At 57.1% G+C, this 23,705-nt stretch carries 24 protein-coding genes and 1 pseudogene; 16 read left to right on the top strand and 9 right to left on the bottom strand.

The window, feature by feature from the left end; translation table 11 throughout:
- Window positions 1-87 precede the first annotated feature (87 nt).
- From EC915_RS07175 to pdeM, 6 genes are all read left to right on the top strand, one after another.
- Window positions 88-816, top strand: coding sequence for an ABC transporter permease (locus tag EC915_RS07175; protein WP_133749836.1), 729 nt, complete (start codon window positions 88-90; stop codon window positions 814-816).
- Window positions 813-1,523, top strand: a complete 711-nt coding sequence (locus tag EC915_RS07170; protein ID WP_133749835.1) for an ABC transporter permease — start codon at window positions 813-815, stop codon at window positions 1,521-1,523. The genes EC915_RS07175 and EC915_RS07170 overlap by 4 nt, the downstream gene beginning before the upstream one ends.
- 9 nt (window positions 1,524-1,532) lie before the next feature.
- Complete coding sequence (locus EC915_RS07165) at window positions 1,533-2,651, top strand: succinylglutamate desuccinylase/aspartoacylase family protein (protein ID WP_133749834.1); 1,119 nt, start codon at window positions 1,533-1,535, stop codon at window positions 2,649-2,651.
- Between the two features lie 13 nt (window positions 2,652-2,664).
- Window positions 2,665-3,429 (top strand): ABC transporter ATP-binding protein, encoded by a 765-nt coding sequence (locus EC915_RS07160; RefSeq protein WP_133749833.1) that lies wholly within the window; start codon window positions 2,665-2,667, stop codon window positions 3,427-3,429.
- Between the two features lie 216 nt (window positions 3,430-3,645).
- Window positions 3,646-6,138, top strand: coding sequence for a ligase-associated DNA damage response DEXH box helicase (locus tag EC915_RS07155; protein WP_133749832.1), 2,493 nt, complete (start codon window positions 3,646-3,648; stop codon window positions 6,136-6,138).
- Window positions 6,135-6,791 carry a ligase-associated DNA damage response endonuclease PdeM gene (gene pdeM / locus EC915_RS07150; protein WP_133749831.1) on the top strand — a complete coding sequence of 219 codons (657 nt, stop codon included), beginning with the start codon at window positions 6,135-6,137 and terminating at the stop codon, window positions 6,789-6,791. Before EC915_RS07155 ends, pdeM begins: the two co-directional genes overlap by 4 nt.
- 64 nt (window positions 6,792-6,855) lie before the next feature.
- Here pdeM and EC915_RS07145 read toward each other — a convergent pair whose 3' ends face one another.
- Both EC915_RS07145 and dcd read right to left on the bottom strand, forming a co-directional pair.
- On the bottom strand, window positions 6,856-7,077 hold the full coding sequence (locus EC915_RS07145; protein ID WP_133749830.1) for a hypothetical protein: 222 nt from the start codon (window positions 7,075-7,077) through the stop codon (window positions 6,856-6,858).
- A 110-nt stretch (window positions 7,078-7,187) separates the two neighbouring features.
- Window positions 7,188-7,754 carry a dCTP deaminase gene (gene dcd / locus EC915_RS07140; protein WP_133749829.1) on the bottom strand — a complete coding sequence of 189 codons (567 nt, stop codon included), beginning with the start codon at window positions 7,752-7,754 and terminating at the stop codon, window positions 7,188-7,190.
- 312 nt (window positions 7,755-8,066) lie between these two features.
- Here dcd and EC915_RS07135 point away from each other — a divergent pair, with 312 nt between their 5' ends.
- Complete coding sequence (locus EC915_RS07135) at window positions 8,067-8,276, top strand: cold-shock protein (protein WP_002554837.1); 210 nt, start codon at window positions 8,067-8,069, stop codon at window positions 8,274-8,276.
- Between the two features lie 201 nt (window positions 8,277-8,477).
- On the opposite strand, the gene apbC is transcribed toward EC915_RS07135, so the two are convergent.
- The gene (gene apbC / locus EC915_RS07130; RefSeq protein ID WP_133749828.1) at window positions 8,478-9,572 is read right to left on the bottom strand and encodes an iron-sulfur cluster carrier protein ApbC; all 1,095 of its coding nucleotides are present in this window, start codon (window positions 9,570-9,572) and stop codon (window positions 8,478-8,480) included.
- Between the two features lie 341 nt (window positions 9,573-9,913).
- Here apbC and metG point away from each other — a divergent pair, with 341 nt between their 5' ends.
- The 4 genes from metG to EC915_RS07110 all read left to right on the top strand — a co-directional run bounded on the left by metG (window position 9,914) and on the right by EC915_RS07110 (window position 14,041).
- Window positions 9,914-11,959: a methionine--tRNA ligase gene (metG, locus tag EC915_RS07125; protein ID WP_133749827.1), complete on the top strand. Its 2,046-nt coding sequence runs from the start codon at window positions 9,914-9,916 to the stop codon at window positions 11,957-11,959.
- Between the two features lie 50 nt (window positions 11,960-12,009).
- On the top strand, window positions 12,010-13,071 hold the full coding sequence (gene rsxB / locus EC915_RS07120; RefSeq protein ID WP_133749826.1) for an electron transport complex subunit RsxB: 1,062 nt from the start codon (window positions 12,010-12,012) through the stop codon (window positions 13,069-13,071).
- A gap of 42 nt (window positions 13,072-13,113) precedes the next feature.
- Window positions 13,114-13,752 carry an endonuclease III gene (gene nth / locus EC915_RS07115; RefSeq protein WP_133749825.1) on the top strand — a complete coding sequence of 213 codons (639 nt, stop codon included), beginning with the start codon at window positions 13,114-13,116 and terminating at the stop codon, window positions 13,750-13,752.
- A 106-nt stretch (window positions 13,753-13,858) separates the two neighbouring features.
- Entirely contained in the window at window positions 13,859-14,041 is a 183-nt protein-coding gene (locus tag EC915_RS07110; protein WP_133749824.1) for a PA3496 family putative envelope integrity protein, read from the top strand.
- 120 nt (window positions 14,042-14,161) lie between these two features.
- On the opposite strand, the gene EC915_RS07105 is transcribed toward EC915_RS07110, so the two are convergent.
- Complete coding sequence (locus EC915_RS07105) at window positions 14,162-14,788, bottom strand: response regulator transcription factor (RefSeq protein WP_133749823.1); 627 nt, start codon at window positions 14,786-14,788, stop codon at window positions 14,162-14,164.
- A gap of 1,188 nt (window positions 14,789-15,976) precedes the next feature.
- Between EC915_RS07105 and EC915_RS07100 the strand changes: the two genes are divergently transcribed.
- Window positions 15,977-16,531: a hypothetical protein gene (locus tag EC915_RS07100; RefSeq protein ID WP_256658673.1), complete on the top strand. Its 555-nt coding sequence runs from the start codon at window positions 15,977-15,979 to the stop codon at window positions 16,529-16,531.
- A gap of 173 nt (window positions 16,532-16,704) precedes the next feature.
- Here EC915_RS07100 and EC915_RS07095 read toward each other — a convergent pair whose 3' ends face one another.
- On the bottom strand, window positions 16,705-17,922 hold the full coding sequence (locus EC915_RS07095) for an argininosuccinate synthase (protein ID WP_133749822.1): 1,218 nt from the start codon (window positions 17,920-17,922) through the stop codon (window positions 16,705-16,707).
- 129 nt (window positions 17,923-18,051) lie between these two features.
- Window positions 18,052-19,032, bottom strand: a complete 981-nt coding sequence (locus tag EC915_RS07090; RefSeq protein WP_133749821.1) for an OmpA family protein — start codon at window positions 19,030-19,032, stop codon at window positions 18,052-18,054.
- Window positions 19,033-19,177: 145 nt separating this feature from the next.
- Here EC915_RS07090 and pyrC point away from each other — a divergent pair, with 145 nt between their 5' ends.
- The 4 genes from pyrC (at window position 19,178) to bfr (ending at window position 22,025) form a co-directional block, all read left to right on the top strand.
- Complete coding sequence (pyrC, locus tag EC915_RS07085) at window positions 19,178-20,224, top strand: dihydroorotase (protein ID WP_133749820.1); 1,047 nt, start codon at window positions 19,178-19,180, stop codon at window positions 20,222-20,224.
- Window positions 20,221-20,898 (top strand): ribonuclease T, encoded by a 678-nt coding sequence (gene rnt / locus EC915_RS07080; protein WP_133749819.1) that lies wholly within the window; start codon window positions 20,221-20,223, stop codon window positions 20,896-20,898. Before pyrC ends, rnt begins: the two co-directional genes overlap by 4 nt.
- Before the next feature lie 230 nt (window positions 20,899-21,128).
- The gene (locus EC915_RS07075; RefSeq protein ID WP_133749818.1) at window positions 21,129-21,347 is read left to right on the top strand and encodes a bacterioferritin-associated ferredoxin; all 219 of its coding nucleotides are present in this window, start codon (window positions 21,129-21,131) and stop codon (window positions 21,345-21,347) included.
- 201 nt (window positions 21,348-21,548) lie between these two features.
- Window positions 21,549-22,025 (top strand): bacterioferritin, encoded by a 477-nt coding sequence (bfr, locus tag EC915_RS07070; protein WP_133749817.1) that lies wholly within the window; start codon window positions 21,549-21,551, stop codon window positions 22,023-22,025.
- Window positions 22,026-22,138: 113 nt separating this feature from the next.
- On the opposite strand, the gene grxD is transcribed toward bfr, so the two are convergent.
- From grxD to EC915_RS07050, 3 genes and pseudogenes are all read right to left on the bottom strand, one after another.
- Window positions 22,139-22,468, bottom strand: a complete 330-nt coding sequence (gene grxD, locus EC915_RS07065) for a Grx4 family monothiol glutaredoxin (RefSeq protein WP_133749816.1) — start codon at window positions 22,466-22,468, stop codon at window positions 22,139-22,141.
- Between the two features lie 116 nt (window positions 22,469-22,584).
- Window positions 22,585-22,871: pseudogene (locus EC915_RS07060) on the bottom strand (molybdopterin dinucleotide binding domain-containing protein); the annotation flags it as partial.
- Window positions 22,872-23,153: 282 nt separating this feature from the next.
- On the bottom strand, window positions 23,154-23,456 hold the full coding sequence (locus EC915_RS07050; protein ID WP_133749813.1) for a hypothetical protein: 303 nt from the start codon (window positions 23,454-23,456) through the stop codon (window positions 23,154-23,156).
- Window positions 23,457-23,705: the final 249 nt, after the last annotated feature.

Here is a 23,705-nt window from a genome sequence, read left to right as displayed (position 1 = left end):
CGCTTCAACACGGCTCGTGGTGAAACGCGACAGCTCCTCTCCCGCGCTGAAGTCGCAGGGCGTTTTTATTGACTGTATAGGTTCCACATGCTCGATACTCTTCTGCAAAACCTGGGACTGTCCGCGTTCAGCCTCAAGGGCTTCGGCCCGTTGCTGCTTCAGGGCACCTGGATGACCGTCAAACTGTCGGTAATGTCGCTGCTGCTGGCCATCGTGCTCGGCCTGCTGGGCGCCAGCGCCAAGCTCTCAAAGACCGCGTTCCTGCGAATTCCGGCGCAGGTCTACACAACGCTGATTCGCGGTATTCCTGATCTTGTGCTGATGCTGCTGATTTTCTACAGCCTGCAGACCTGGCTGACGAGCCTTACCGAAGCCATGGATTGGGACTACATCGAAATCGACCCGTTCGCTGCCGGTGTCATCACACTGGGCTTCATCTACGGCGCCTACTTCACCGAAACCTTCCGTGGCGCGATCCTCGCGGTGCCCCGCGGACAGGTCGAAGCGGCCACCGCTTACGGCTTGAGTCGCACCCAGCGTTTCCGTTTCGTGGTCTTCCCGCAAATGATGCGCTTTGCACTTCCCGGTATCGGCAACAACTGGCAAGTGGTGCTCAAGGCCACTGCGCTGGTGTCGATCATCGGTCTGGCCGATCTGGTCAAGGCTTCTCAGGATGCGGGCAAAAGCACGTATCAGCTGTTCTATTTCCTGGTGCTTGCGGCAGTGATCTATCTGGCCATTACCAGCGTCTCCAACGTTGCCCTGCGCTGGGCTGAAAGGCGTTACGCCGCAGGCAGCCGGGAGGCTCAACGATGATCGAATTGCTCCAAGAATACTGGCGCGCTTTTCTTTATACGGACGGCCAGAACATCACCGGATTAGCCATGACCCTTTGGCTGCTCAGCGCCTCCATCGCCATCGGTTTCATCGTCTCGATTCCGCTGTCCATCGCCCGGGTTTCACGTAATCCGCTGGTGCGCTGGCCGGTGCAGTTCTACACCTACCTGTTCCGTGGCACGCCGCTCTATATCCAGCTGCTGATCTGCTATACCGGCATCTACAGCATTGCCGCCGTGCGTGAACAACCAATGCTGGGCGCATTCTTTCGCGATGCGATGAACTGCACCATTCTGGCCTTCGCTCTGAATACCTGCGCCTACACCACCGAGATTTTCGCCGGTGCCATCCGCAGCATGAACCACGGCGAAGTAGAAGCGGCAAAGGCCTATGGCCTGACCGGCTGGCGTCTGTACGCTTACGTGATCATGCCGTCGGCACTGCGTCGCTCGTTGCCCTACTACAGCAACGAAGTGATCCTCATGCTGCATTCGACCACCGTGGCCTTCACCGCGACCGTGCCGGACATCCTCAAGGTGGCCCGCGATGCGAACTCGGCCACGTTCCTGACGTTCCAGTCGTTTGGCATCGCCGCGCTGATTTACCTCACGGTCACCTTCATCCTGGTCGGCCTGTTCAGACTGGCAGAACGCCGCTGGCTGGCCTTCCTCGGCCCGTCTCACTAGGACTTGACCATGCGACATCAGACCCATGATTTGCTGTCGCCGGTGCCAGGCACCGCGCGGCAGATTCACAGTTTTCACTACGGCCCGGAAAACGGCGCCTGCAAGATCTACATTCAGTCGTCTCTGCATGCCGACGAATTGCCCGGCATGCTGGTGTCCTGGTACTTGAAGCAGCGCCTGGCCGAGCTGGAAAGCGCTGGCCAGTTGCTGGGCGAAGTCGTCGTGGTGCCGGTGGCCAACCCGACCGGCCTGGAACAGGTACTGATGGACATCCCGCTGGGCCGCTACGAACTGGAGAGCGGGCAGAACTTCAATCGTTGGTTCGTCGATCTAAGCGTACAGGTAGGCGACGAGGTTGAGTCGCTGCTGAGCGACGACCCAAAGCACAACGTTGATTTGATCCGCAAGCACCTGCTCGCCGCGCTTCGGGGACGTTCAGGTACGACTCAACTGGAATCGCAACGTCTGACCTTGCAACGCCTGGCGTGCGATGCCGACATGGTGCTGGACCTGCATTGCGACTTCGAATCGGTGGAACACCTGTACACCACGCCCGAGGCGTGGTCGCAGGTCGAGCCGCTCTCGCGCTACCTCGGCGCCCAGGCCAGCTTGCTGGCGACCGACTCCGGCGGGCAGTCGTTCGATGAATGCTTCACGCTGCTTTGGTGGCAGCTGCAGCAACGCTTCGAAAAACGCTTCCCGATTCCGCTCGGCAGTTTTTCCGTGACGCTGGAATTGCGTGGTCAGGGCGATGTGAATCACGCCCTTGGCAGTCGCGATTGCCAGGCGATCATCAGCTACCTGATGCAGTACGGGGCCATTTCCGGGGAACCGGCACCCCAGCCCCAATTGATTTATCCGGCGACGCCACTGGCAGCGGTCGAACCGGTCGCCACGCCCGTCGGCGGCCTGCTGGTGTTCTGCACACTGCCGGGCGAATACGTCGAGGCCGGGCAACTGATCGCTGAAATCATCGACCCGATCAGCGATGCAGTAACGCCGATAAACGCCGCCAATGCCGGCCTAATGTACGCCCGCTCATTGCGACGCATGGCGACCGCTGGCATGGTCGTCGCCCATGTCGCCGGCACCGAAGCCTTCCGCAGCGGCTACTTACTTTCTCCTTAAGGATTTGCCAGTCATGTACAAACTGACCATCGATGGCCTGCATAAGAGCTACGGTGACCACGAAGTGCTCAAAGGCGTGTCGCTCAAGGCCAACGTCGGTGACGTGATCTGCCTGATCGGCGCCAGCGGTTCGGGCAAGAGTACGTTCCTGCGCTGCATCAACTTTCTCGAACAACCTAACGACGGCGCCATGAGCCTGGACGGCCAGCAGGTCCGCATGGTTAGCGACGTCAACGGCATGCGGGTGGCCGACCCCGCTGAATTACAGCGCATTCGCACCCGCCTGGCCATGGTGTTTCAGCACTTCAACCTGTGGAGCCACATGACGGTGCTGGAAAACATCACCATGGCGCCACGTCGCGTCTTGGGCGTTTCCAAAGTCGAAGCCGAAGACCGTGCCCGCAAGTATCTGGAAAAAGTGGGACTGCCGGCACGTGTTGCCGATCAATACCCGGCGTTCCTCTCCGGCGGCCAACAGCAGCGTGTGGCAATCGCCCGGGCATTGGCGATGGAGCCGGAAATCATGCTGTTCGACGAACCGACCTCGGCCCTTGATCCTGAGCTGGTGGGCGAAGTGCTAAAAGTGATTCAAGGCCTGGCCGAAGAGGGTCGCACCATGATTCTGGTGACTCACGAGATGGGCTTCGCGCGCAAGGTCGCCAATCAGGTGGTGTTCCTGCATCAGGGCCAGATCGAAGAAATCGGTCACCCGGACGATGTATTGGGCAACCCCAAGAGCGAACGGCTGAAACAGTTTCTCAGCGGGAATTTGAAGTAACCCGTCGCACCTGCAGACGGGCGCGGCCCTCTGTGGGAGCGAACTCATTCGCAATGAGGCTATACAGTCGACTGATCTCTTTCGCCTGAACACTCTGTCGCGAATGAATTCACCCCCACAGGAGTTCACCCAGCGCAGCAACACAAACAATCATCCCGACCAAACTAATCCCCTCCGCCGGCGGTCTCTGAATTAACCACTCATCAGAGCCCGCGCATGCCCAAAACCGTCAATTTTGCCCAGCGCTGGTTTACCGCCCGTGGCTGGAAACCGTTTGCTTTTCAAAAGGACGTGTGGTCGGCGGTTGCACGGGGCGAATCAGGCCTGCTACATGCGAGCACAGGCTCTGGCAAGACCTATTCGGTGTGGTTTGCGGCGCTCAATCGCTTCGCCAGGGCTGTCGATACGCCCATCGACGCCAAGCCTGGCAAACGCAAAACCCCGCCCCCGCCGCTAAGCGTTCTATGGATCACGCCCATGCGTGCCCTGGCGGCTGACACCGCACGCGCCCTTGAGGCGCCACTGTCGGATCTGCAAATCCCGTGGAGCGTCGGCTTGCGAACCGGCGACACCAGCAGCAGCGAGCGGGCCAAACAGGGTCGCCGCCTGCCGACCGCGCTGATCACCACCCCCGAAAGCCTGACGCTGCTGCTCACGCGAGCCGATGCGCAGGCCACCTTCTCGACCCTGAAAATGATTGTGGTTGACGAATGGCACGAGCTGATCGGCAATAAACGTGGGGTGCAGTTGCAACTGGCGTTAGCGCGTTTGCGGCAGTGGAATCCGCAACTGGTCATCTGGGGGCTGTCGGCAACTCTGGGCAATCAACAGCACGCCCAACAGGTGCTGGTGGGCGACGGCGGCACAACCGTGCAAGGCAAGGTGGTCAAAGAGCTGATCGTCGACACACTGATTCCGCCAGGCGTCGAACGCTTTCCATGGGCGGGCCACATGGGTCTGCGCATGCTGCCGCAAGTGCTGGCCGAAGTGGATAGCAGCACCAGTTGCCTGCTGTTCACCAATACCCGGGCGCAGTCGGAAGTCTGGTATCAGGCCCTGCTGGAGGCGCGGCCCGATTGGGCCGGACTGATCGCCCTGCATCATGGCTCGCTGTCTCGAGAAGTGCGCGATTGGGTCGAACGCGCTTTGAAGGAAGGACACCTGAAAGCCGTCGTCTGTACATCAAGCCTGGATCTGGGGGTAGATTTTCTACCGGTTGAGCGCGTTCTGCAGATCGGCTCTGCCAAAGGCGTGGCGCGCCTGATGCAACGGGCCGGACGCTCAGGCCATGCCCCAGGCCGCCCTTCTCGCGTGACATTGGTGCCGACTCACAGCCTGGAGTTAGTAGAAGCGGCAGCTGCCCGCGATGCGGTGAACGCCCGCCTGATCGAACCCAGGGAATCGCCCCATAAGCCTCTGGACGTTCTCGTACAGCATTTGGTGAGCATGGCGCTGGGCGGAGGCTTTCTGCCTGACGAACTGCTTTCTGAAGTCCGCACCGCCTGGGCCTATCGCGAGCTGACCGATGAAGAATGGCAATGGGCGCTGGCGTTCGTCCGTCACGGCGGCCTTTCCCTCACTGCCTACCCTGACTACCGCCGTGTCGAGCCCGATGAGCACGGCATCTGGCGCGTCCCCGATGCCCGCCTTGCACGTCGGCACCGCATGAGCGTCGGCACCATCGTCAGCGATGCCAGCATCAATGTGAAATATTGGAGCAAGGGCGGCGGCGGTGGCTCCTTGGGCAGTGTCGAAGAAGGCTTTATCGCGCGATTAAAGCCAGGGGATGGCTTCCTGTTCAGCGGTCGACTGCTCGAACTGGTGCGGGTAGAGAACATGACCGCTTACGTGAAAAAGGCTACGAGTAAAAAAGCTGCGGTCCCACGCTGGAATGGCGGGCGGATGCCGCTCTCCAACGAGTTGGCTAACGCAGTCGTCGAAAAATTCGATGCGGCAGCCCACAAACGCTATGAAAGCCCGGAAATGCATACGGTCAGCCCGCTGCTCGAAGTGCAGCGCCAATGGTCGGCATTGCCGCGCAAGGACACGCTGCTGGCCGAGATACTCAAGTCCCGAGAAGGCTGGCATCTGTTTCTTTACCCTTTCGCCGGGCGCCATGTGCATCTTGGGCTTGCAAGCCTGCTGGCCTGGCGCCTGAGCAGGGACACGCCGCTGACCTTCTCCATCGCCGTTAACGACTATGGCTTCGAATTACTCAGCGCGACAGCAGTGGATTGGTCTGAGCGCCTGAACCCTGCGTTGTTCAGCGAAGAAAACCTGTTGGCCGACATTATTGCCAGCCTCAACGCGGGCGAACTGGCCCTACGTCGCTTCCGTGAAATCGCGCGGATCGCCGGCCTGGTGTTTTCCGGCTATCCCGGCGCCCCCAAAAGCAATCGTCAGCTGCAGGCGTCCAGCGGGTTGTTCTTTGAGGTGTTCAAGCAATACGACGCGGGTAATCTGCTGCTCAGTCAGGCTCAGGAAGAGGTGATGCGCCAGGAGCTGGATGTTGACCGACTGGAGCAGACCTTGCGCCGTATCAATGGGCGTACCCTGGACCTGCACACGATAAAAAGACCAACGCCCATGGCGTTTCCGCTACTGGTAGAGCGCATGCGCGAAAGCCTGAGTACCGAAAAACTCTCTGACCGGATCGCACGCATGGTGCGCGATCTGGAGAAAGCTGCAGGACCTGAGGTAAACGTGTGAGACCGTATTTATCGATTCAACTGGCCGGCACAGAACTATGGCTGCTTGCCGAGAAAGCCGTGTATTACCCCGCTGAACGCACGCTGCTGATCGCCGATGCGCATTTTGGCAAGGCAGCAGCTTATCGCAAGTTAGGCCAGCCGGTGCCGCATGGCACCACTAACGACAATCTGCAACGCCTGGACAGCCTGCTGGCAGGCTACGACTGTGAACACCTGATCTTTCTGGGTGACTTTTTGCACGCCCCGGAATCACATGCAGCCGGAACGCTGTCGGCGATCCACGCCTGGCGCGAACGACACCACTCACTGGCCATTACCCTTATTCGCGGCAACCACGATAAACGAGCCGGTGACCCGCCCGCGGGTCTACACATTCAGGTGGTGCCGGAACCGCTGCTACTGGGCCCCTTTGCCCTGCAACACGAGCCTGACCCACACCCGACTCATCACGTCCTGGCAGGTCACGTACACCCTGCCTATCGGCTTTTTGGAAAGGGCCGACAACGTCTGCGTCTGCCATGTTTTTACCTGCAATCGAACATGGCTCTATTGCCTGCATTCGGCGCGTTTACCGGCGGGATGAACATCGACAGAGCTGATAACAGCAGAGTGTTCGTGGTTGGCGAGGGGGCCGTCTGGGAGGCCGTATAGCAAAGGCAAAGTGAGGCCAGATGAGAAAAACCTGCCGATGTCTGAGCACCGGCAGGCATCGATGTCAGGCAACCGGAGCGGGAGGCGGCTCATCCGGAAGGGTGGGAACGCCTGGTTCATCGGGTTGGGGAAACTCGTTGGGACCATCAGGACCTGGCTGGCCCGGAATGCCGCCCGCGACCATGTTGTTCAAATGAGGATGCGCTAACAGCGACCACGCCAGCAACCCGACCTGATTCTGTCCGGGGTCGGCTTCCTTGTTGCTGGTTTTGACTTGAATCTTCATAGGGCACTCCTGAGCGTTGGCCCCATCCGCATGGTGCGGATGGGAACAGTTCAGTCAATAGAGTGCGTTTTTCGAGACTAATTCAGTTTCGAGACGACCAACGGTGCAATTCAGGTGCGTGGCAGGGTGACGCCACGCTGCCCCTGGTACTTGCCGCCCCGATCTTTGTACGACACTTCGCACTCTTCATCAGACTCAAGAAAAAGCATCTGTGCGATGCCTTCGTTGGCGTAAATTTTTGCCGGCAGCGTAGTGGTATTGGAGAACTCCAGCGTCACATGCCCTTCCCATTCCGGCTCCAACGGGGTCACGTTGACGATGATGCCGCAGCGCGCATAGGTGCTTTTACCCAGGCAGATGGTCAAAACGTTGCGCGGAATGCGGAAATATTCGACGGTGCGGGCCAGTGCGAAGGAGTTTGGCGGGATGATGCAAACGTCGCTTTTGATGTCGACGAAGCTTTTTTCATCGAAATTCTTCGGATCGACGGTCGCCGAATTGATGTTGGTGAACACCTTGAATTCATCGGCACAGCGCACGTCGTAGCCGTAGCTGGACACACCGAAAGAAATCAGTCGGTCAGCGCCCTCGCCCCGCATCTGGCGCTCCACGAAGGGCTCGATCATGCCGTGCTCTTGCGCCATGCGGCGAATCCACTTGTCCGATTTGATGCTCATGGCGGTGTCCTGAATAGCGAGGTGAAAAAAGATATCCGGCATCTTACCGGGCCGGGGCTCAGGGTTCAAAGATTGCGCAGTGCCACTTGCACAGGCTTTATCCCCCTGTGTGGAAATAATCGGAAAAAGGGCATTGGCACATGCAAAAAAAACGGTTAAGGTGGGTCCACTGTGTTGCTTGTGTCACTGAGAATCTCTACACGATGTTGAATTTCGATCCAACCATCTCCAAGAATTTTTCCTGCTCTTTGCACTCAGTCTCGGCCAGGGTTCTTCCTGAGTCGCAGTTAACTTTGTCCAAGGAGATACACCATGTCTAATCGCCAAACTGGTACCGTTAAGTGGTTCAACGATGAAAAAGGCTTCGGCTTCATCACCCCACAATCCGGTGACGACCTGTTCGTGCACTTCAAAGCTATCCAATCCGACGGCTTCAAAAGCCTGAAAGAAGGCCAACAGGTTTCTTTCATCGCTACCCGCGGTCAGAAAGGCATGCAAGCTGAAGAAGTTCAAGTTATCTAACTTGCACTGATTCGCTTTGAAAAACCCCGCCCTCAAAAGCGGGGTTTTTTACGCCTGCAGGTTTTGATTCCGCATGCACATCGAGAAAATTCCTGTAATACTCGGCAAACGCTGGCAATGCATTGCCTGACGCCTCGCGAACGCATTACCCCTGGGTTTGACAGATCACATGACCAGCGCCGCCGCTGGCCATCTTGTAAATCAATCGTCGCTTACAGAGATATTCGGCATCACGGGCGAGGCCGCCTCCTGTAACACGATGCGCGCGCCTACATGACGGGCCAACTCCTGGTAGACCATGGCAATCTGGCTCTCCGGCTCGGCAATCGCCGTGGGTTTGCCGCCGTCGGCCTGCTCGCGAATCAACATGGACAATGGCAGAGAAGCCAACAACTCGACATCGTACTGCGACGCCAGCTTCTCACCTCCCCCCTCACCGAACAGATGCTCGGCATGTCCACACTTCGAGCAGATGTGAACGGCCATGTTCTCGACCACGCCCAACACCGGAATATTGACCTTGCGGAACATCTCCACACCCTTTTTTGCGTCCAGCAGCGCCAGATCCTGCGGCGTTGTAACGATGACGGCGCCTGCGACCGGCACCTTCTGGGCCAGAGTCAGCTGGATATCACCCGTGCCAGGCGGCATGTCGATGACCAGATAGTCCAGGTCATTCCAGGCAGTCTGGGTAATAAGCTGCAACAAGGCGCCGGAAACCATCGGCCCGCGCCAAACCATCGGGGTGTTGTCATCGGTCAAAAAGGCCATCGACATCACCTCTACGCCGTGGGCCTCGATCGGTACGAACCACTTCTGGTCCTTGACCTTTGGCCGGGTACCTTCCGGTATTCCGAACATCACGCCCTGGCTCGGACCATAGATATCAGCGTCGAGGATGCCGACCCGCGCGCCTTCACGGGAAAGCGCCAGTGCCAGATTGGCAGCCGTAGTGGATTTGCCTACGCCGCCCTTGCCCGATGCCACCGCGACAATATTTTTGACATTGGCCAGCCCTGGAATTTGTCCTTGAGCCTTATGCGCGGTGATCAGCGTACTTATCTGGACCTTCGCAGAGGACACGCCGTCCAGACCCTCGATAGCCATTTTCAGCATCTGCGCCCAACCGTTCTTGAACAGGTCGCCGGCATAGCCCAGTTCCAGATGCACATGGACGTGACCCGCCTCAATATCGACGGCACGCACGCAACCGGCGCTGACGGGGTCCTGATTCAAATAAGGATCGGTGTACTGGCGTAGGACGGCTTCCACCGTTGCGCGATTCACGGCGCTCATGGGTTACTCCCGAAAAAGAGTGAGCAAAACAGGTGGCTATCCTACCGCGTCTGCCGGTCCGGAGGGGCGGGTTTTGCGGGACCCTCGGCCCGGCGCTGCGGCGGACGCGCTTATGGGAGGGTCCTTGCTCATCAACGATCTATCCATCCACTAACGTAACGATGTTTGAAAATCAGTCTACGCGAGCAAGCTCACTTTGTAGGAAGGGGCTGCCGCAACATGAACCGACGCACGAAACGTCGGCATGATTCATACGAAACCACCGGATACTGCGGGATGAAAAAAAACGCTCAGACCTTTATAGTGGCCAATCTTCGTTTCACTTCAAGTAGCCGAGCCCCATGTCCGAGCCACGCAAGATTCTCGTCACCAGCGCCCTGCCCTATGCCAATGGTTCCATCCACCTTGGCCACATGCTCGAGTACATCCAGACCGACATGTGGGTGCGCTTCCAGAAGCACCGCGGCAATCAGTGCATCTATGTGTGTGCAGACGACGCCCACGGCTCGGCAATCATGCTGCGCGCGGAAAAGGAAGGCATCACCCCTGAGCAACTGATCGCCAATGTACAGGCCGAACACAGCGCCGACTTTGCCGATTTTCTGGTGAATTTCGATAACTTCCACTCAACTCACTCCGAAGAAAATCGCGAGCTGTCGAGCCTGATCTATACCCGTCTACACGATGCGGGGCACATCGCCACGCGTTCGGTGACGCAGTATTTCGACCCGGAAAAGAAAATGTTCCTGGCCGACCGCTTCATCAAGGGCACCTGTCCCAAGTGCGGCACCGAAGATCAGTACGGCGACAACTGTGAAAAGTGTGGCGCCACCTATGCGCCGACCGACCTGAAAGATCCGAAATCGGCAATTTCAGGTGCGACTCCAGTTCTCAAAGACTCCAAGCACTTCTTCTTCGACCTGCCTGCGTTCGATGCCATGCTCAAGAGCTGGACCCGTAGTGGCACGTTGCAGGACGCCGTAGCCAACAAACTGTCCGAGTGGCTGGACTCCGGCCTGCAGCAGTGGGATATCTCCCGCGATGCACCGTACTTCGGATTCGAGATTCCGGGCGAGCCAGGCAAGTATTTCTACGTCTGGCTGGACGCGCCGATTGGTTACATGGCGAGTTTCAAAAACCTCTGTGATCGCACGCCGGGACTGGAATTCGACGCGTTCTGGAGCAAGGATTCGACTGCCGAGCTTTATCACTTCATCGGCAAGGACATCGTCAACTTCCACGCGCTGTTCTGGCCGGCGATGCTCGAAGGTTCAGGCTTCCGCAAGCCGGACGGTATCAATGTCCACGGCTACCTCACCGTCAACGGTCAGAAGATGTCCAAGTCCCGGGGCACCTTCATCAAGGCGCGTACGTACCTGGAGCATCTGTCGCCGGAATATCTGCGCTACTACTATGCAGCCAAACTGGGCCGCGGCGTGGATGATCTGGACCTGAACCTCGAAGACTTCGTGCAGAAGGTCAACTCCGACCTGATCGGCAAAGTGGTCAATATCGCCAGCCGTTGCGCCGGGTTCATTCATAAAGGCAACGCCGGCGTGCTGGTGGCCGGCAATGCCGCGCCGGAACTGACCGAAGCGTTCCTCTCTGCCGCCCCGAGCATCGCCGAGGCTTACGAGGCCCGTGACTTCGCCCGTGCGATGCGCGAAATCATGGGGCTGGCTGACCGGGCCAATGCCTGGATCGCCGACAAGGCCCCTTGGTCGCTGGCCAAGCAGGAAGGCAAGCAAAACGAAGTTCAGGCGATCTGCGCGCTGGGCATCAATCTGTTCCGCCAGTTGGTGATTTTCCTCAAGCCGGTATTGCCAAATCTGGCAGCCGATGCCGAGCAGTTCCTCAACGTTGCTCCTCTGACGTGGAACGATCACCTGACCCTGCTCAGCAATCACCCGTTGAACCCGTTCCAGGCGTTGATGACCCGTATTGATCCAGCCAAGGTGGAAGCCATGACCCGCGATTCCCGTGAAGACCTGACAGCCAGCGCCACCGACACCGGTGCTGCTCAGGGCAACGGGGAGTTGAGCAAAGACCCACTGTCGGCGGAAATCGACTTCGACGCCTTTGCTGCCATCGATCTGCGTGTCGCGTTGATCGAGAAGGCCGAACACGTTGAGGGTGCCGACAAACTGCTGCGCCTGACCCTGGATATCGGCGACGAGAAGCGCAATGTCTTCTCGGGTATTAAGAGTGCGTATCCGAATCCTGCCGAACTCGAAGGTCGCCTGACCATGATGATCGCTAACCTCAAGCCGCGGAAAATGCGCTTTGGCATCTCCGAAGGTATGGTGATGGCCGCAGGTCCGGGCGGCGAAGAGATCTACCTGCTGAGTCCTGACAGCGGTGCCAAGCCAGGCCAGCGTATCAAGTAACCGTAAGCGTGGCCGGCGATTCTCCGGGACCGCCGGTCTCCGGTCCAAGCATGAACCTGATTGAGCGTATCGACGCCCTGTTGCCACAGACCCAGTGTGGCAAATGCGGCCATCCCGGCTGCAAGCCTTACGCCGAAGGTATCGCCAGCGGCGAAGCCATCAACAAATGCCCTCCTGGCGGTGATGAAACCATCGCGGCTTTGTCGCAACTGTTGAACGTGTCTGTGATCGCCCTGGATACTGGGCGAGGCAGCGCTGCGGCGCAGGTCGCCTTCATTCGCGAAGCCGAATGCATCGGCTGCACCAAGTGCATACAGGCTTGCCCCGTGGATGCCATCCTGGGTGCCGCAAAACTGATGCATACCGTGATCACCGACGAATGCACCGGATGCGACCTCTGCGTAGCGCCGTGTCCGGTCGATTGCATCGACATGCGACTCCTGTCCTCTCCCCACGTGGTGCCGCTTGTGGGCGGGCTGGCATTCGACGAGATCCAACGAGGGCTGCGAGCCGCAAGGCGTGGTCGAGCACGTCAACGCTTTGAAGCCCGCAACGCCCGCCTCTGGCGCCAGGAAAAGCAGCGCCAGGCGGAGCGAATGTTGCGTGAGCGTAAGCCAGAGACGCCTGCGGCCGCCAAGGTCAATACCATTCAGGCGGCTTTGGAGCGGTCGCGCTCAGAGGCGGCCGTCAACAGCGACGCGGCACTCAAACAGGCGCGTACACACGTCGCGATGAGCCGTGCCCAACTGAACAAGTCACTCAAAGCCTTCGGCCATCCGCCCATAGCGCAGCAGGCAGCGCGGTTGGCGGTGTTGCAAAAGGAACATGACGAGGCTGAGCGCGCACTCGAAGCGCTCTTGGAAGGTGCGACTGCAAACCTCTTGTCCAGGGAAAAGACAATGGCAAATGACGCCGCCATATCAGCGCCAGACAAAGCAGCCCTTAATCGAGCAAAGATACAACTGGCCATGCGCCGTGCTGCGTTGAAAAAAGCTCAGACCGCGGAGTCGCCACTTGAACAGATTGCCACGCTGAGCGACGAGGTCAATGATGCCGAGCAGGCTCTGAAGAGGCTTGAAGCAAGAGACTCACGCGCCAGCCATCTGGCCTGATACCCCATTCGATCTGACCGTTTCACAGGGAAAGCCCACTTCATGAATGCAGCAAAACGTCTGGAAATCTTTCGTCGCCTTCACGAAGATAATCCCGACCCTAAAACCGAATTGGCTTACAACACGCCCTTCGAGCTGTTGATTGCGGTCATCCTCTCGGCACAGGCGACCGATGTCAGCGTCAACAAGGCTACGGCGCGGCTTTACCCGGTAGCCAATACCCCGCAAGCCATTTACGCCTTGGGTGTCGACGGCCTCTCGCAGTACATCAAAACCATTGGGCTCTATAACAGCAAGGCGAAGAACGTCATCGAAACATGCCGCATGCTGGTGGAGCTTCACGGCGGCGAAGTACCCCAAACCCGTGAGGCGCTTGAAGCCTTGCCCGGCGTAGGACGAAAGACCGCGAACGTGGTGCTCAATACCGCGTTCCGGCAGTTGGCAATGGCGGTGGACACCCATATTTTCCGGGTCAGCAACCGGACAGGGATCGCCCCCGGCAAAAATGTCGTTGAGGTCGAACACAGGCTGATGAAATTTGTTCCCAAGGATTACCTGCTGGATGCCCATCACTGGTTAATCCTCCACGGTCGCTATGTGTGCGTGGCTCGTAAACCCCGATGTGGCAGCTGCAGGATCGAGGATCTTTGCGAATACAAGGAAAAAACCTCATACGATTGAGTGATAGTCCTTTACGTGATCGATCGATTGAAAAAATCTTTTTTACCCGGTAAAGGTTTGTCGCTATAAGGTGCGCCAATGACAGCCCAAGCTGGAGTCAACGTTAATGAGCACTGACAAAGAGCAGATGGACGTAGATGACGACTTCGTTTCGGGAGACGCCGACGAAGCCGCGCAGGCCCACGTAGAAATTGCGAAAACAAACCTCAGCAAGCGCCGCACTATCGACAACCTGCTAGAGGAACGTCGCCTGCAGAAGCAGTTGGCAGACTACGATTTCGACCTCTGATCAACCTCCGTTCAAAGCCTCCCTGCCAGTTGAGAGGCTTTAGCCTGTCAGCATGAATTCACGTGAAGCAACCTGCATTTCGATCAAGATGACAACGGCTACCGCAATGACAGCCAGCCTTCAGGCCAGTCCATTCCGTTGCGCGAGTTCAATGAGATCCACCAGCGAGTGTGCGTTGAGCTTCAGCAGCAAGCGTGTTTTGTACGTGCTGACTGTTTTATTGCTGAGAAACATGCCATCGGCAATTTCCTTGTTGGTCTTCCCTCGTGCCAACTGCTGTAACACCATCATTTCCCGGCCCGAAAGCCGGTCGACCATTTCCGCCTCACTGGCGTTGCCGAGGCTGGAACGAACCGTGTGCAGCGCCTGATTGGGGAAGTAGCTGTATCCGGATAGAACTGCCTTGATCGCACTCAATAGCTCGGTCAGGTCCTGTTGCTTGCAGACATAGCCCGCCGCCCCCGCCTGCATGCAGCGCATCGAAAAATGCCCGGGCGCCTGGGATGTCAGGATCAATACCCTGAAAGGGAGGGTCATGGCCGTTAGCCGCGCGATAACCTCAAGACCATCGAGCTTGGGAATGCCGATGTCCAGGATCACGATATCCGGCAGATGCTCGCGGGCCAGCTGCAGGGCATCTACCCCGTTATCTGTTTCCGCGATGACTTCGTACCCGTGCCGCTCCATCAGCATGCGTACGGCGAGCCGAATGACCGGGTGATCATCCACGATCAACACTTTATTCATGTGCAGTCCATTCTTTAGCTGTTCGAATTTTCAGAGCCCGCACAATAGCTTAGTCGTTTAGTGCTTTGCATGGCGCTCCTCCCCGCGGAATGGCAGGCAGAGACCTTTCCCACTTAAGCAACAGAAAGATCCTACAAAACCCGCCTTATCCACCTTCACTTTCAGACTTGTGATCGATTTTCTCGGCGAATGAAAATTGGTCACCTCCTTGAAAATACGAAACTCACAATCTGGAAAGTTCTGAAATTAATTATTACAACCAGCTGGCCACCGACCTTGTTGTCGACACGGGCCTGCCCGGCCAACTCACGTATTTCAGTGTGCATGCTGCTGCCATACAACCCACCCGTGAATTATGCCGGGTCGACACATGAATAATTCGAGAAGAATTAATTTTATATCCTCCCGCCTTCCACGCATCGGGCGATTAATTAGGCATCGTCCTACATGAGAAATACCACCGTCAGAATAAGCCGAACTGGCAGACATGCCACTCAGCATCAGTCATAAAACATTGCAAATTACAACCCACCCAAAAAGAGCCATTGCCGTTATTAAAAAATACGCATTCAAAAAAGGGTTTTTCTATATATATATATTTCAAGAAACCTCCTACACCATATCCAGACCAGTCCGAAGCCCGTCGACAGGGCATTGAGGAGCGTCGCAACGTCTATCCAGCACAAGTCCCCCGGATGGAAAAAAGAGAATTTTTTTAAAATTAAATTACTGAAAAAAATCAATTAAGCTATTCTTATTAACCCAGCTGAATTATGGCTCTTCCGACTTCCACGTAATACCATCCCGCCCTATAAATCCAGCAAACTTCTTACAAAGCAGAAAAATACTACAGCACTAACAGACCGTAAACACACGCATGTAAGACCTGAAAAAAACATTCAAAGCAAATCAGCAAAAAACAATTTTTTACTTGCCAAACCAATTCTCAATCGTTACTTTTTTCTTCAACCGGCCACCCATTCCTGGCAACTATACATACGTTTCAACGTCGCCAATTATCTAGTTGATACTTGTCACAACTGCTTTCTTACTTCTTGCCTGGACTTTTATAGCGCGAGCGGGTTCGGCTGAAATCAACTTACTTTGACCGACGTGGGACGCTCATTTGATCAATGACCCCAGCCTGCTGGAGGGTCGTATATATCAACACGTTCAAAGGAATAAACCATGACTAAAAAAGCAGGGGTTTCTTCAACAACTGATAATCCTCCACTTAAACTGGCCGAGGCCATAGAGGAATATGTAGCTCAGGGCGGCGTCATCAATGTCGTGCCGGAAGGGGAGACAGGCGAAACGAAGCATGAGACCGAGAAAAACGCAGTGGACGCGGACGCGCAAGCGTTGCTGAGTGCAAAGATCGAGCAGCTCAAGGGATTAGTTGCGAAAGGTGCGGGCGTGTCGGCATTGCAATATTCATTGCGAATGAACCGTAAGGAAATAAAGCGCCTGGCGAACGAAAACGGATTGAAGATTCTTTACAGTCGCCCTGTGAGAGGATCACGACTGTCGCGCAGCCGTGAAACGCCAGCGATTGACGACACCGTTGCGGGCCATGCGATGCACTATTCAACGCTCGGCTATACGGTGCCCGAAATTGCTCAGTTGCTGGAGCTCAGTATTCGGGATGTCTGGAATATCGGTAAAGCCTATCGCTTCGAATTCAAGAGCGCGCCCCTCTTCGACAGTCCTGCTCAACCACTTCCCGACGTCCCGGAAGCTTAGATCCGACGGTTTTTGCAGGTGATCGTACCCGAGGCAAACTCTCCTTCACGTTGAGGAAGACTGCGCAACGTTTGCCCGACAACGTGCAGGCTCAATTAAACCGGAGCCCATTCGAAAGAAAGATGAAGAAGGTGCAGTCCCGGACGGGGCTGCACCAGCGCGAACTATGGAGATTAGAACAACTTGCGGTTCTTGTTCGCAGCAATGCGCATGCGTAAGGCGTTGAGCTTGATGAAACCGGCTGCGTCTGCTTGGTTGTAGGCGCCACCGTCTTCTTCGAAGGTCGCGATGTTGGCATCGAACAGCGAATCGTCGGACTTGCGACCGGTAACGATCACGTTGCCTTTGTAGAGTTTCAGACGAACCACACCGTTTACGTGCGCCTGAGAGGCATCGATCATCTGTTGCAGCATCAGACGCTCAGGGCTCCACCAGTAGCCGGTATAGATCAGGCTGGCGTATTTGGGCATCAACTCATCTTTGAGATGGGCGACTTCACGGTCCAGCGTGATCGACTCGATGGCACGGTGCGCCTTGAGCATGATCGTTCCGCCCGGGGTTTCGTAGCAGCCACGGGACTTCATGCCCACATAGCGGTTTTCAACGATATCCAGACGGCCGATGCCGTGCTCGCCACCGATACGGTTAAGCGTCGCCAACACGGTAGCCGGGGTCATTTCAACGCCGTCGAGCGCAATAATGTCGCCGTTACGGTAGGTCAACTCCAGGTATTGCGGCGTGTCCGGCGCGTTTTCGGGCGACACTGTCCAGCGCCACATGTCTTCTTCGTGCTCGGTCCAGGTGTCTTCCAGCACGCCGCCTTCGTAGGAGATGTGCAGCAGGTTGGCGTCCATCGAATACGGGGATTTCTTCTTGCCGTGACGCTCGATCGGGATTGCATGCTTCTCGGCGTAATCCATCAGCTTTTCACGGGACAGCAGGTCCCATTCACGCCAAGGGGCGATGACCTTCACACCTGGCTTAAGGGCGTAGGCGCCCAGTTCGAAGCGGACCTGATCGTTACCCTTGCCGGTGGCGCCATGGGAAATGGCGTCAGCGCCGGTCTCGTTGGCAATTTCAATCAGGCGCTTGGCGATAAGCGGACGTGCGATGGAGGTACCCAGCAGGTACTCGCCTTCGTAGACAGTGTTGGCGCGGAACATCGGAAACACGAAATCACGCACGAATTCTTCGCGCAGATCGTCGATATAGATTTCTTTGACGCCCATGGCTTGCGCCTTGGCGCGTGCTGGCTCGACTTCTTCGCCCTGACCCAGGTCAGCGGTAAAAGTCACCACTTCGCAGTTGTACGTATCCTGCAGCCACTTGAGGATTACCGAAGTATCCAGGCCACCGGAATACGCGAGAACTACCTTGTTAACGTCCGCCATGCCATCACTCCAACGCGTTGTACGGAAAACCGCTGATTCTACCGTTCAAACACGTGAAATTACAGTGTCGCGACAGCTTCTGACGATGAAGCGACAGAAGCTGTCAGGCACACGACCCCTAAATCATGCTCAAGAGACTTTTGGCGCAGTCGCTCCAGCCGGTGCGGTGGGCACGGGTGCGGTGGCTGGCGGGGGGACTGGCGCTGCGGCAGGCGGGGGTATTGGCGCTGGCGCTGGTGCAGGGGTCGGCGTCTGCTCGGCGATGCGATCCAGATGGACGTTGACCCGGCGATTGCGCGCGCGATTGGCGTTATTGGTGTTGGGCACCAGCGGATACTGCTCGCCATGGAAGCGCACGGCGATCTGTTCTTCCGGGATGCCCTGGGCTTTGAGGTAGTCCATGACTGCCAGAGCGCGACGACGTGAAAGGTCGCGATTGGTCAGGCGGTTTCCGCTGTTATCGGAGTGGCCGTCCAGCTCGACCCGGTTCACACTTGGATCGGCCTTCATATAAGCCAGCACGGTATCGAGCCGACGCCGGGCCTGGGCGTCCAGATCGATGCCACCGCCGGGGAAGCCGATCTCAGCCTGACGGACCTGCTCGAAATTCATGGGCAGCAGTTTGGCGGTGCAGAGCTGAAAATCACTATAGGCCTTGGTGAACTTGACCGGCAGCAAACGCACTTCCATCGCGCCGCCGCCGTCACGCAACGAGTGACGAATCAGCGGGCTGCGGCCTTCCATCAATCCGGCGATCAAACGAGTGGCCTGAGCCTGGCTGGTGTTGAACGGGATCTCTCCGTTGCCGACCTTGACCATGCCCAGATTCAAATCACCACGGCCCGGCTGCCAGGGTGCTGCGGCAGCCAGCAACGTGGCCGAGCCCGACGCCAGACTGTAGCCATTGGCCTTGAGCCGGAACGTGGCCTGCTCGCCCGCGCGACGCACGAACTCGCCAGCACCGAAATCAGCGATAGGCTGGCTCAGACGGCATTCGAACTGATCGCCGTCCACCTTCCACTCAATATTCTCCAGACGCGTCTGGAATGTGAGAGCCATGGCCGGCAGGCTGGCAAACACGCTGAGCAGGGCTAGATATCGCTGGCGCACGGGAGGCTCCACAAAAAAATCACCGCGTAACAAATTTATTGCTTACACGTGTCTATCGGTTCCTTGCTGCAAAACTTGATAGCGAGTGCCTGGATGAGTCTTTTCCGGTAGCATTCCCAGCGAGTTTGCCCCCCTGGAATCCCCAATGTCCGACCGCCTGACCCTCCTGCGCCCCGACGACTGGCATATCCATCTTCGTGATGGCGCTGTTTTGCCCCATACCGTCGCTGATGTTGCGCGTACCTTCGGCCGCGCCATCATCATGCCGAACCTCGTGCCTCCGGTACGCAACGCCGAGCAAGCCGATGCCTATCGTCAGCGCATCCTTGCCGCTCGCCCGCAAGGCAGCCGATTCGAACCGTTGATGGTGCTTTACCTTACCGACCTGACCCAGCCCGAAGAAATTCGCAGTGCCAAGGCCAGTGGCTTCGTGTATGCCGCCAAGTTGTATCCGGCTGGCGCCACCACCAACTCCGACTCCGGCGTGACCAGCGTCGACAAAATCTTCCCTGTGCTCGAAGCGATGGCCGAAGTCGGCATGCCGCTGTTGATTCACGGCGAGGTCACTCGGGGTGACATCGACGTCTTTGATCGCGAAAAAATCTTCATTGATGAGCACATGCGTCGCGTGGTCGAGCGCTTCCCGACGCTGAAAGTGGTGTTCGAACACATCACCACCGCCGACGCCGTTCAGTTCGTCAACGAAGCCTCGGCCAACGTAGGTGCGACGATTACTGCGCACCACTTGTTGTACAACCGTAATCACATGCTGGTCGGTGGCATTCGTCCGCATTTCTATTGCCTGCCGATCCTCAAGCGCAATACCCATCAAGCCGCTTTGCTGGACGCCGCCACCCGGGGCAGCAGCAAGTTCTTCCTGGGCACCGACTCGGCGCCTCATGCCCAGCATGCCAAGGAGGCCGCTTGCGGTTGCGCAGGCTGCTACACCGCCTTTGCGGCGATCGAACTGTACGCCGAGGCCTTCGAACAGCGGAGCGCGCTGGACAAGCTGGAAGGTTTCGCCAGCCTAAATGGCCCTGCGTTCTATGGCTTGCCAGCCAATAGGGAGACCATCACCTTGGTTCGTGACGAATGGACCGCCCCTGCCAGCTTGCCATTCGGCGAGCTGTCCGTAATCCCGCTGCGCGCCGGTGAGAAACTGCGCTGGCGCCTGCTGGAGGAACACGCGTGAGTGAAGACCATTACGACGACGAACAGGAAAGTTCTGGCGGCGGCACAGGTTCCAGGCATCCCATGGCGGCGCGCTTTCGTGGCTACCTGCCAGTCGTTGTCGACGTAGAAACCGGTGGTTTCAACTCAGCCACCGATGCGCTGCTGGAAATTGCAGCGACCACCATCGGCATGGACGAAAAGGGCTTCGTGTTCCCCGAACACACCTATTTTTTCCGCGTCGAGCCCTTCGAAGGTGCCAACATTGAAGCGGCGGCTCTGGAGTTCACCGGCATCAAGCTCGATCATCCACTGCGCATGGCAGTGAGCGAAGAAACCGCGCTGACCGATATCTTTCGCGGTGTGCGCAAGGCATTGAAGGCCAATGGTTGCAAGCGGGCGGTACTGGTCGGCCACAACGCCAGTTTCGATCTGGGCTTCCTCAATGCCGCCGTCGCGCGGCTAGACATGAAGCGTAACCCCTTCCATCCGTTCTCCAGTTTCGACACCGCCACCCTCGCTGGCCTGGCGTATGGCCAAACCGTGCTGGCGAAGGCGTGCCAGTCGGCAGACATTGACTTCGACGGTCGTGAAGCCCACTCGGCTCGCTACGACACCGAGAAGACCGCCGAGCTGTTCTGCGGGATCGTCAATCGCTGGAAAGAGTTGGGCGGCTGGCACGATTTCGACCATTGAGGTCTGCCGCGTGCTGACAGAGACCGGTCCTTATGGCCGGTTTTTTTATCCTTTCCTTTCGTCCAAAGAGGAAATCTGCTGCCTTGATCCGGTCGTTGTGGCCGAGAAAGCAATGCTGGACAACCGCTCATCGGGCTGCCGTTAACGTGAGGGAAGTAGTTTTGACAAGCATTCTCATTAACATTAGTATCCGTCGCACATGAGCAAATAACTCAGCGACGGTCTATTTTATGTATGTCTGCCTTTGCCAAGGTGTTACCGACGGACAGATCCGCGAAGCAATCATGGAGGGATGCTGCAGTTATCGTGAAGTGCGCGAGACCTTGGGTGTCGCCAGTAAGTGTGGGAAATGTGCCTGCCTGGCCAAGGAAGTGGTACGTGAAACCCTGACTGAACTGCAAACGTCTCACGCCGCCCTCGCCTACCCCGCAGAATTTTCTGCCGCCTGATTCATCGAATTTCACCAAACCGGACCTAGTGTCCGGTTTTTTTATGCCGGAAATTCAACCGCTTAGCGCCAAGATGCGGAATACAAACATTCTTATTCCTATTTATTTTCACTTATTATTCAATAACTTAGGTTTGACAGGTGTCTATGGGGGGCTCAGACTTGCGGCCTATATACGAACACCATCGACAGGACCTCGATCATGAAAGGCGACATTACAGTCATCCAGCATCTCAACAAGATCCTCGGAAACGAGCTGGTCGCGATCAACCAGTACTTTCTGCATGCGCGCATGTATGAAGATTGGGGTCTGAACAAGCTGGGCAAGCACGAATACCACGAATCCATCGACGAGATGAAACACGCTGACAAGTTGATCAAGCGCATCCTGTTTCTCGAAGGCCTGCCAAACCTGCAGGATCTGGGCAAGATTCTTATCGGCGAACACACCCAGGAAATGCTGGAGTGCGATTTGAGGATCGAGCGCAAAGGTCACGCGGACCTGAAAGCGGCGATCGCTCACTGCGAGACTGTTGGCGACTTCGGTAGCCGCGAAATGCTCGAAGACATCCTCGAATCCGAAGAGGAACACATCGACTGGCTGGAAACCCAGCTTGGCCTGATCGGTAAGATCGGCATCGAGAACTACCTGCAATCGCAGATGGGCGAAGAAGACTGATTTCAGGCGCTTCCTAAAAAGCCCCGCTTGGCACTATGTCAGGCGGGGCTTTTTTTCACCCATAAAAAAACCCCGAATCTCCAAAGACCGGGGCTTTTTTGTCAACCGCCAGATCAAGCAGTCGCATTCTTCTCGACAGCGGCCTTGACCAACGGTTGCAGCACACCCGCAGCGTGCATCTCGGCAATAATATCGCTACCGCCGACCAGTTCACCGTCAACCCACAATTGCGGGAAGGTCGGCCAGTTGGCGTACTTGGGCAGGTTCGCACGAATTTCCGGGTTCTGCAGAATATCGACGTACGCGAACTTTTCCCCACACGCCATCAATGCCTGGGATGCCTTGGCCGAGAAGCCACACTGCGGGGCGTTCGGGGCGCCTTTCATGTAGAGCAGAATGGTGTTTTTGGCAATCTGGTCTTTGATCGTTTCGATGATATCCATGGAGCACCTCGGCTTAACTTTACGACTGTTTGAGTCGACACGGTGGCGCATTCTAACCGATTCCCTAGCGTAACGCTCGGGCTTGGCTTTAATCGATCTGATCGATATGACCATCGTTATGCCCTAGCGACCGTCAACGGCACCCCGTTCAACGCGGCGTTGCAAGATACGCCATCCATCAGCCGTTCGTCAGTCGGGTCGTTGGCGCTCTGCCCTGGTTGGTCGCAGGCGATGCCCAACTGCACGCCCCGCGCCCCCACATGGCCCCAGCCGTGGGACAGGCTGACCACGCCGGGCATCATGTCATTGCTGCTCATCACCGCGACTCGGTCATCCCGACCCGGGCACTGACGCGAACCCGCTGACCGCCCTTCAAGCCGGAATTCGCAAGGTCGACCGTATGGTCGATCTCGGCAATGGGCAACAGCAGAACGTGGCTATACATCCTGATGCGCACCGAGGGATCGTTTTCAAGGGTGGTTTCGATGGTCAGGCCGCAGATAGCCTCACAGAGATGGCAGGCGCGGTGGTGGAGCGTCTTGGTCATCGCCAGCCTCATGTTTTTGTCTAGCGATCAGCGAGATCACGGAAAAAAAACCTATGGAGCCTGCCGTACTGCTTGGCCACAAACGTCAACGCCAAGAATCAAGCGGCATCAGGCGAGCCGATAGCTCGCCCGAGGAATTCAGGAGGCCGAGCCACCGATGGGCGCGACAACCTTGCGTTGCAGCTGGATCTCATGAACGGTCTCGACCTGTTCCTGGGATACCTGAACGCCGGTCAGCTCACCAATCAATCGCCAGTGCTCGTCCAGACCGGCGCTGATCGTTGCCATGCGGTCGATCATGCGCCGACCGGCAGAGCGGGTCACTTCATCTTCACTGCGCATCAGCTCGAACGACATGGATGTCATGGAAGCGGTGAGGTGTGTGAGGGTACGAGCCGTAAGCCCCAGCAGTTCCGTCAGTTGTTTCTCTTTTGAATCCATTCCCCACCCCTTTTGGAGGACATAAGCGGCTTTTATAGCTCACGCCACAGGTTTGGGAAACGTTCCGGTTTCCACGGCGTGAAGCCTGTCGCATAAGCGCTTGCAGCATTTTGAAACTGTTACGCAACGGGCACTCATTGCCAACGGCCGATATAGCAGTGTAAAACCTCTGTCCGCTTGAGCAGGCAGGTGTGGCTAATTGCCCTTGGCGTGTACGGAACTGTAGCACTTCGTTACATGAAAAGCGTC

Origin of the sequence: Pseudomonas sp. LP_7_YM, from assembly GCF_004364435.1 — a bacterium.
Lineage (GTDB): Bacteria > Pseudomonadota > Gammaproteobacteria > Pseudomonadales > Pseudomonadaceae > Aquipseudomonas.
Note: the sequence above shows the minus strand (reverse complement) of the source record. Positions and strands in the feature narration are given on the sequence as shown.

Coding starts and splice junctions, on each gene's coding strand:
- EC915_RS07175 (WP_133749836.1), top strand. CDS start 88: ATGCTCGATACTCTTCTGCAAAACCTGGGACTGTCCGCGTTCAGCCTC.
- EC915_RS07170 (WP_133749835.1), top strand. CDS start 813: ATGATCGAATTGCTCCAAGAATACTGGCGCGCTTTTCTTTATACGGAC.
- EC915_RS07165 (WP_133749834.1), top strand. CDS start 1,533: ATGCGACATCAGACCCATGATTTGCTGTCGCCGGTGCCAGGCACCGCG.
- EC915_RS07160 (WP_133749833.1), top strand. CDS start 2,665: ATGTACAAACTGACCATCGATGGCCTGCATAAGAGCTACGGTGACCAC.
- EC915_RS07155 (WP_133749832.1), top strand. CDS start 3,646: ATGCCCAAAACCGTCAATTTTGCCCAGCGCTGGTTTACCGCCCGTGGC.
- EC915_RS07145 (WP_133749830.1), bottom strand. CDS start 7,077: ATGAAGATTCAAGTCAAAACCAGCAACAAGGAAGCCGACCCCGGACAG.
- dcd (WP_133749829.1), bottom strand. CDS start 7,754: ATGAGCATCAAATCGGACAAGTGGATTCGCCGCATGGCGCAAGAGCAC.
- EC915_RS07135 (WP_002554837.1), top strand. CDS start 8,067: ATGTCTAATCGCCAAACTGGTACCGTTAAGTGGTTCAACGATGAAAAA.
- apbC (WP_133749828.1), bottom strand. CDS start 9,572: ATGAGCGCCGTGAATCGCGCAACGGTGGAAGCCGTCCTACGCCAGTAC.
- metG (WP_133749827.1), top strand. CDS start 9,914: ATGTCCGAGCCACGCAAGATTCTCGTCACCAGCGCCCTGCCCTATGCC.
- rsxB (WP_133749826.1), top strand. CDS start 12,010: ATGAACCTGATTGAGCGTATCGACGCCCTGTTGCCACAGACCCAGTGT.
- nth (WP_133749825.1), top strand. CDS start 13,114: ATGAATGCAGCAAAACGTCTGGAAATCTTTCGTCGCCTTCACGAAGAT.
- EC915_RS07110 (WP_133749824.1), top strand. CDS start 13,859: ATGAGCACTGACAAAGAGCAGATGGACGTAGATGACGACTTCGTTTCG.
- EC915_RS07105 (WP_133749823.1), bottom strand. CDS start 14,788: ATGAATAAAGTGTTGATCGTGGATGATCACCCGGTCATTCGGCTCGCC.
- EC915_RS07100 (WP_256658673.1), top strand. CDS start 15,977: ATGACTAAAAAAGCAGGGGTTTCTTCAACAACTGATAATCCTCCACTT.
- EC915_RS07095 (WP_133749822.1), bottom strand. CDS start 17,922: ATGGCGGACGTTAACAAGGTAGTTCTCGCGTATTCCGGTGGCCTGGAT.
- pyrC (WP_133749820.1), top strand. CDS start 19,178: ATGTCCGACCGCCTGACCCTCCTGCGCCCCGACGACTGGCATATCCAT.
- EC915_RS07075 (WP_133749818.1), top strand. CDS start 21,129: ATGTATGTCTGCCTTTGCCAAGGTGTTACCGACGGACAGATCCGCGAA.
- bfr (WP_133749817.1), top strand. CDS start 21,549: ATGAAAGGCGACATTACAGTCATCCAGCATCTCAACAAGATCCTCGGA.
- grxD (WP_133749816.1), bottom strand. CDS start 22,468: ATGGATATCATCGAAACGATCAAAGACCAGATTGCCAAAAACACCATT.
- EC915_RS07050 (WP_133749813.1), bottom strand. CDS start 23,456: ATGGATTCAAAAGAGAAACAACTGACGGAACTGCTGGGGCTTACGGCT.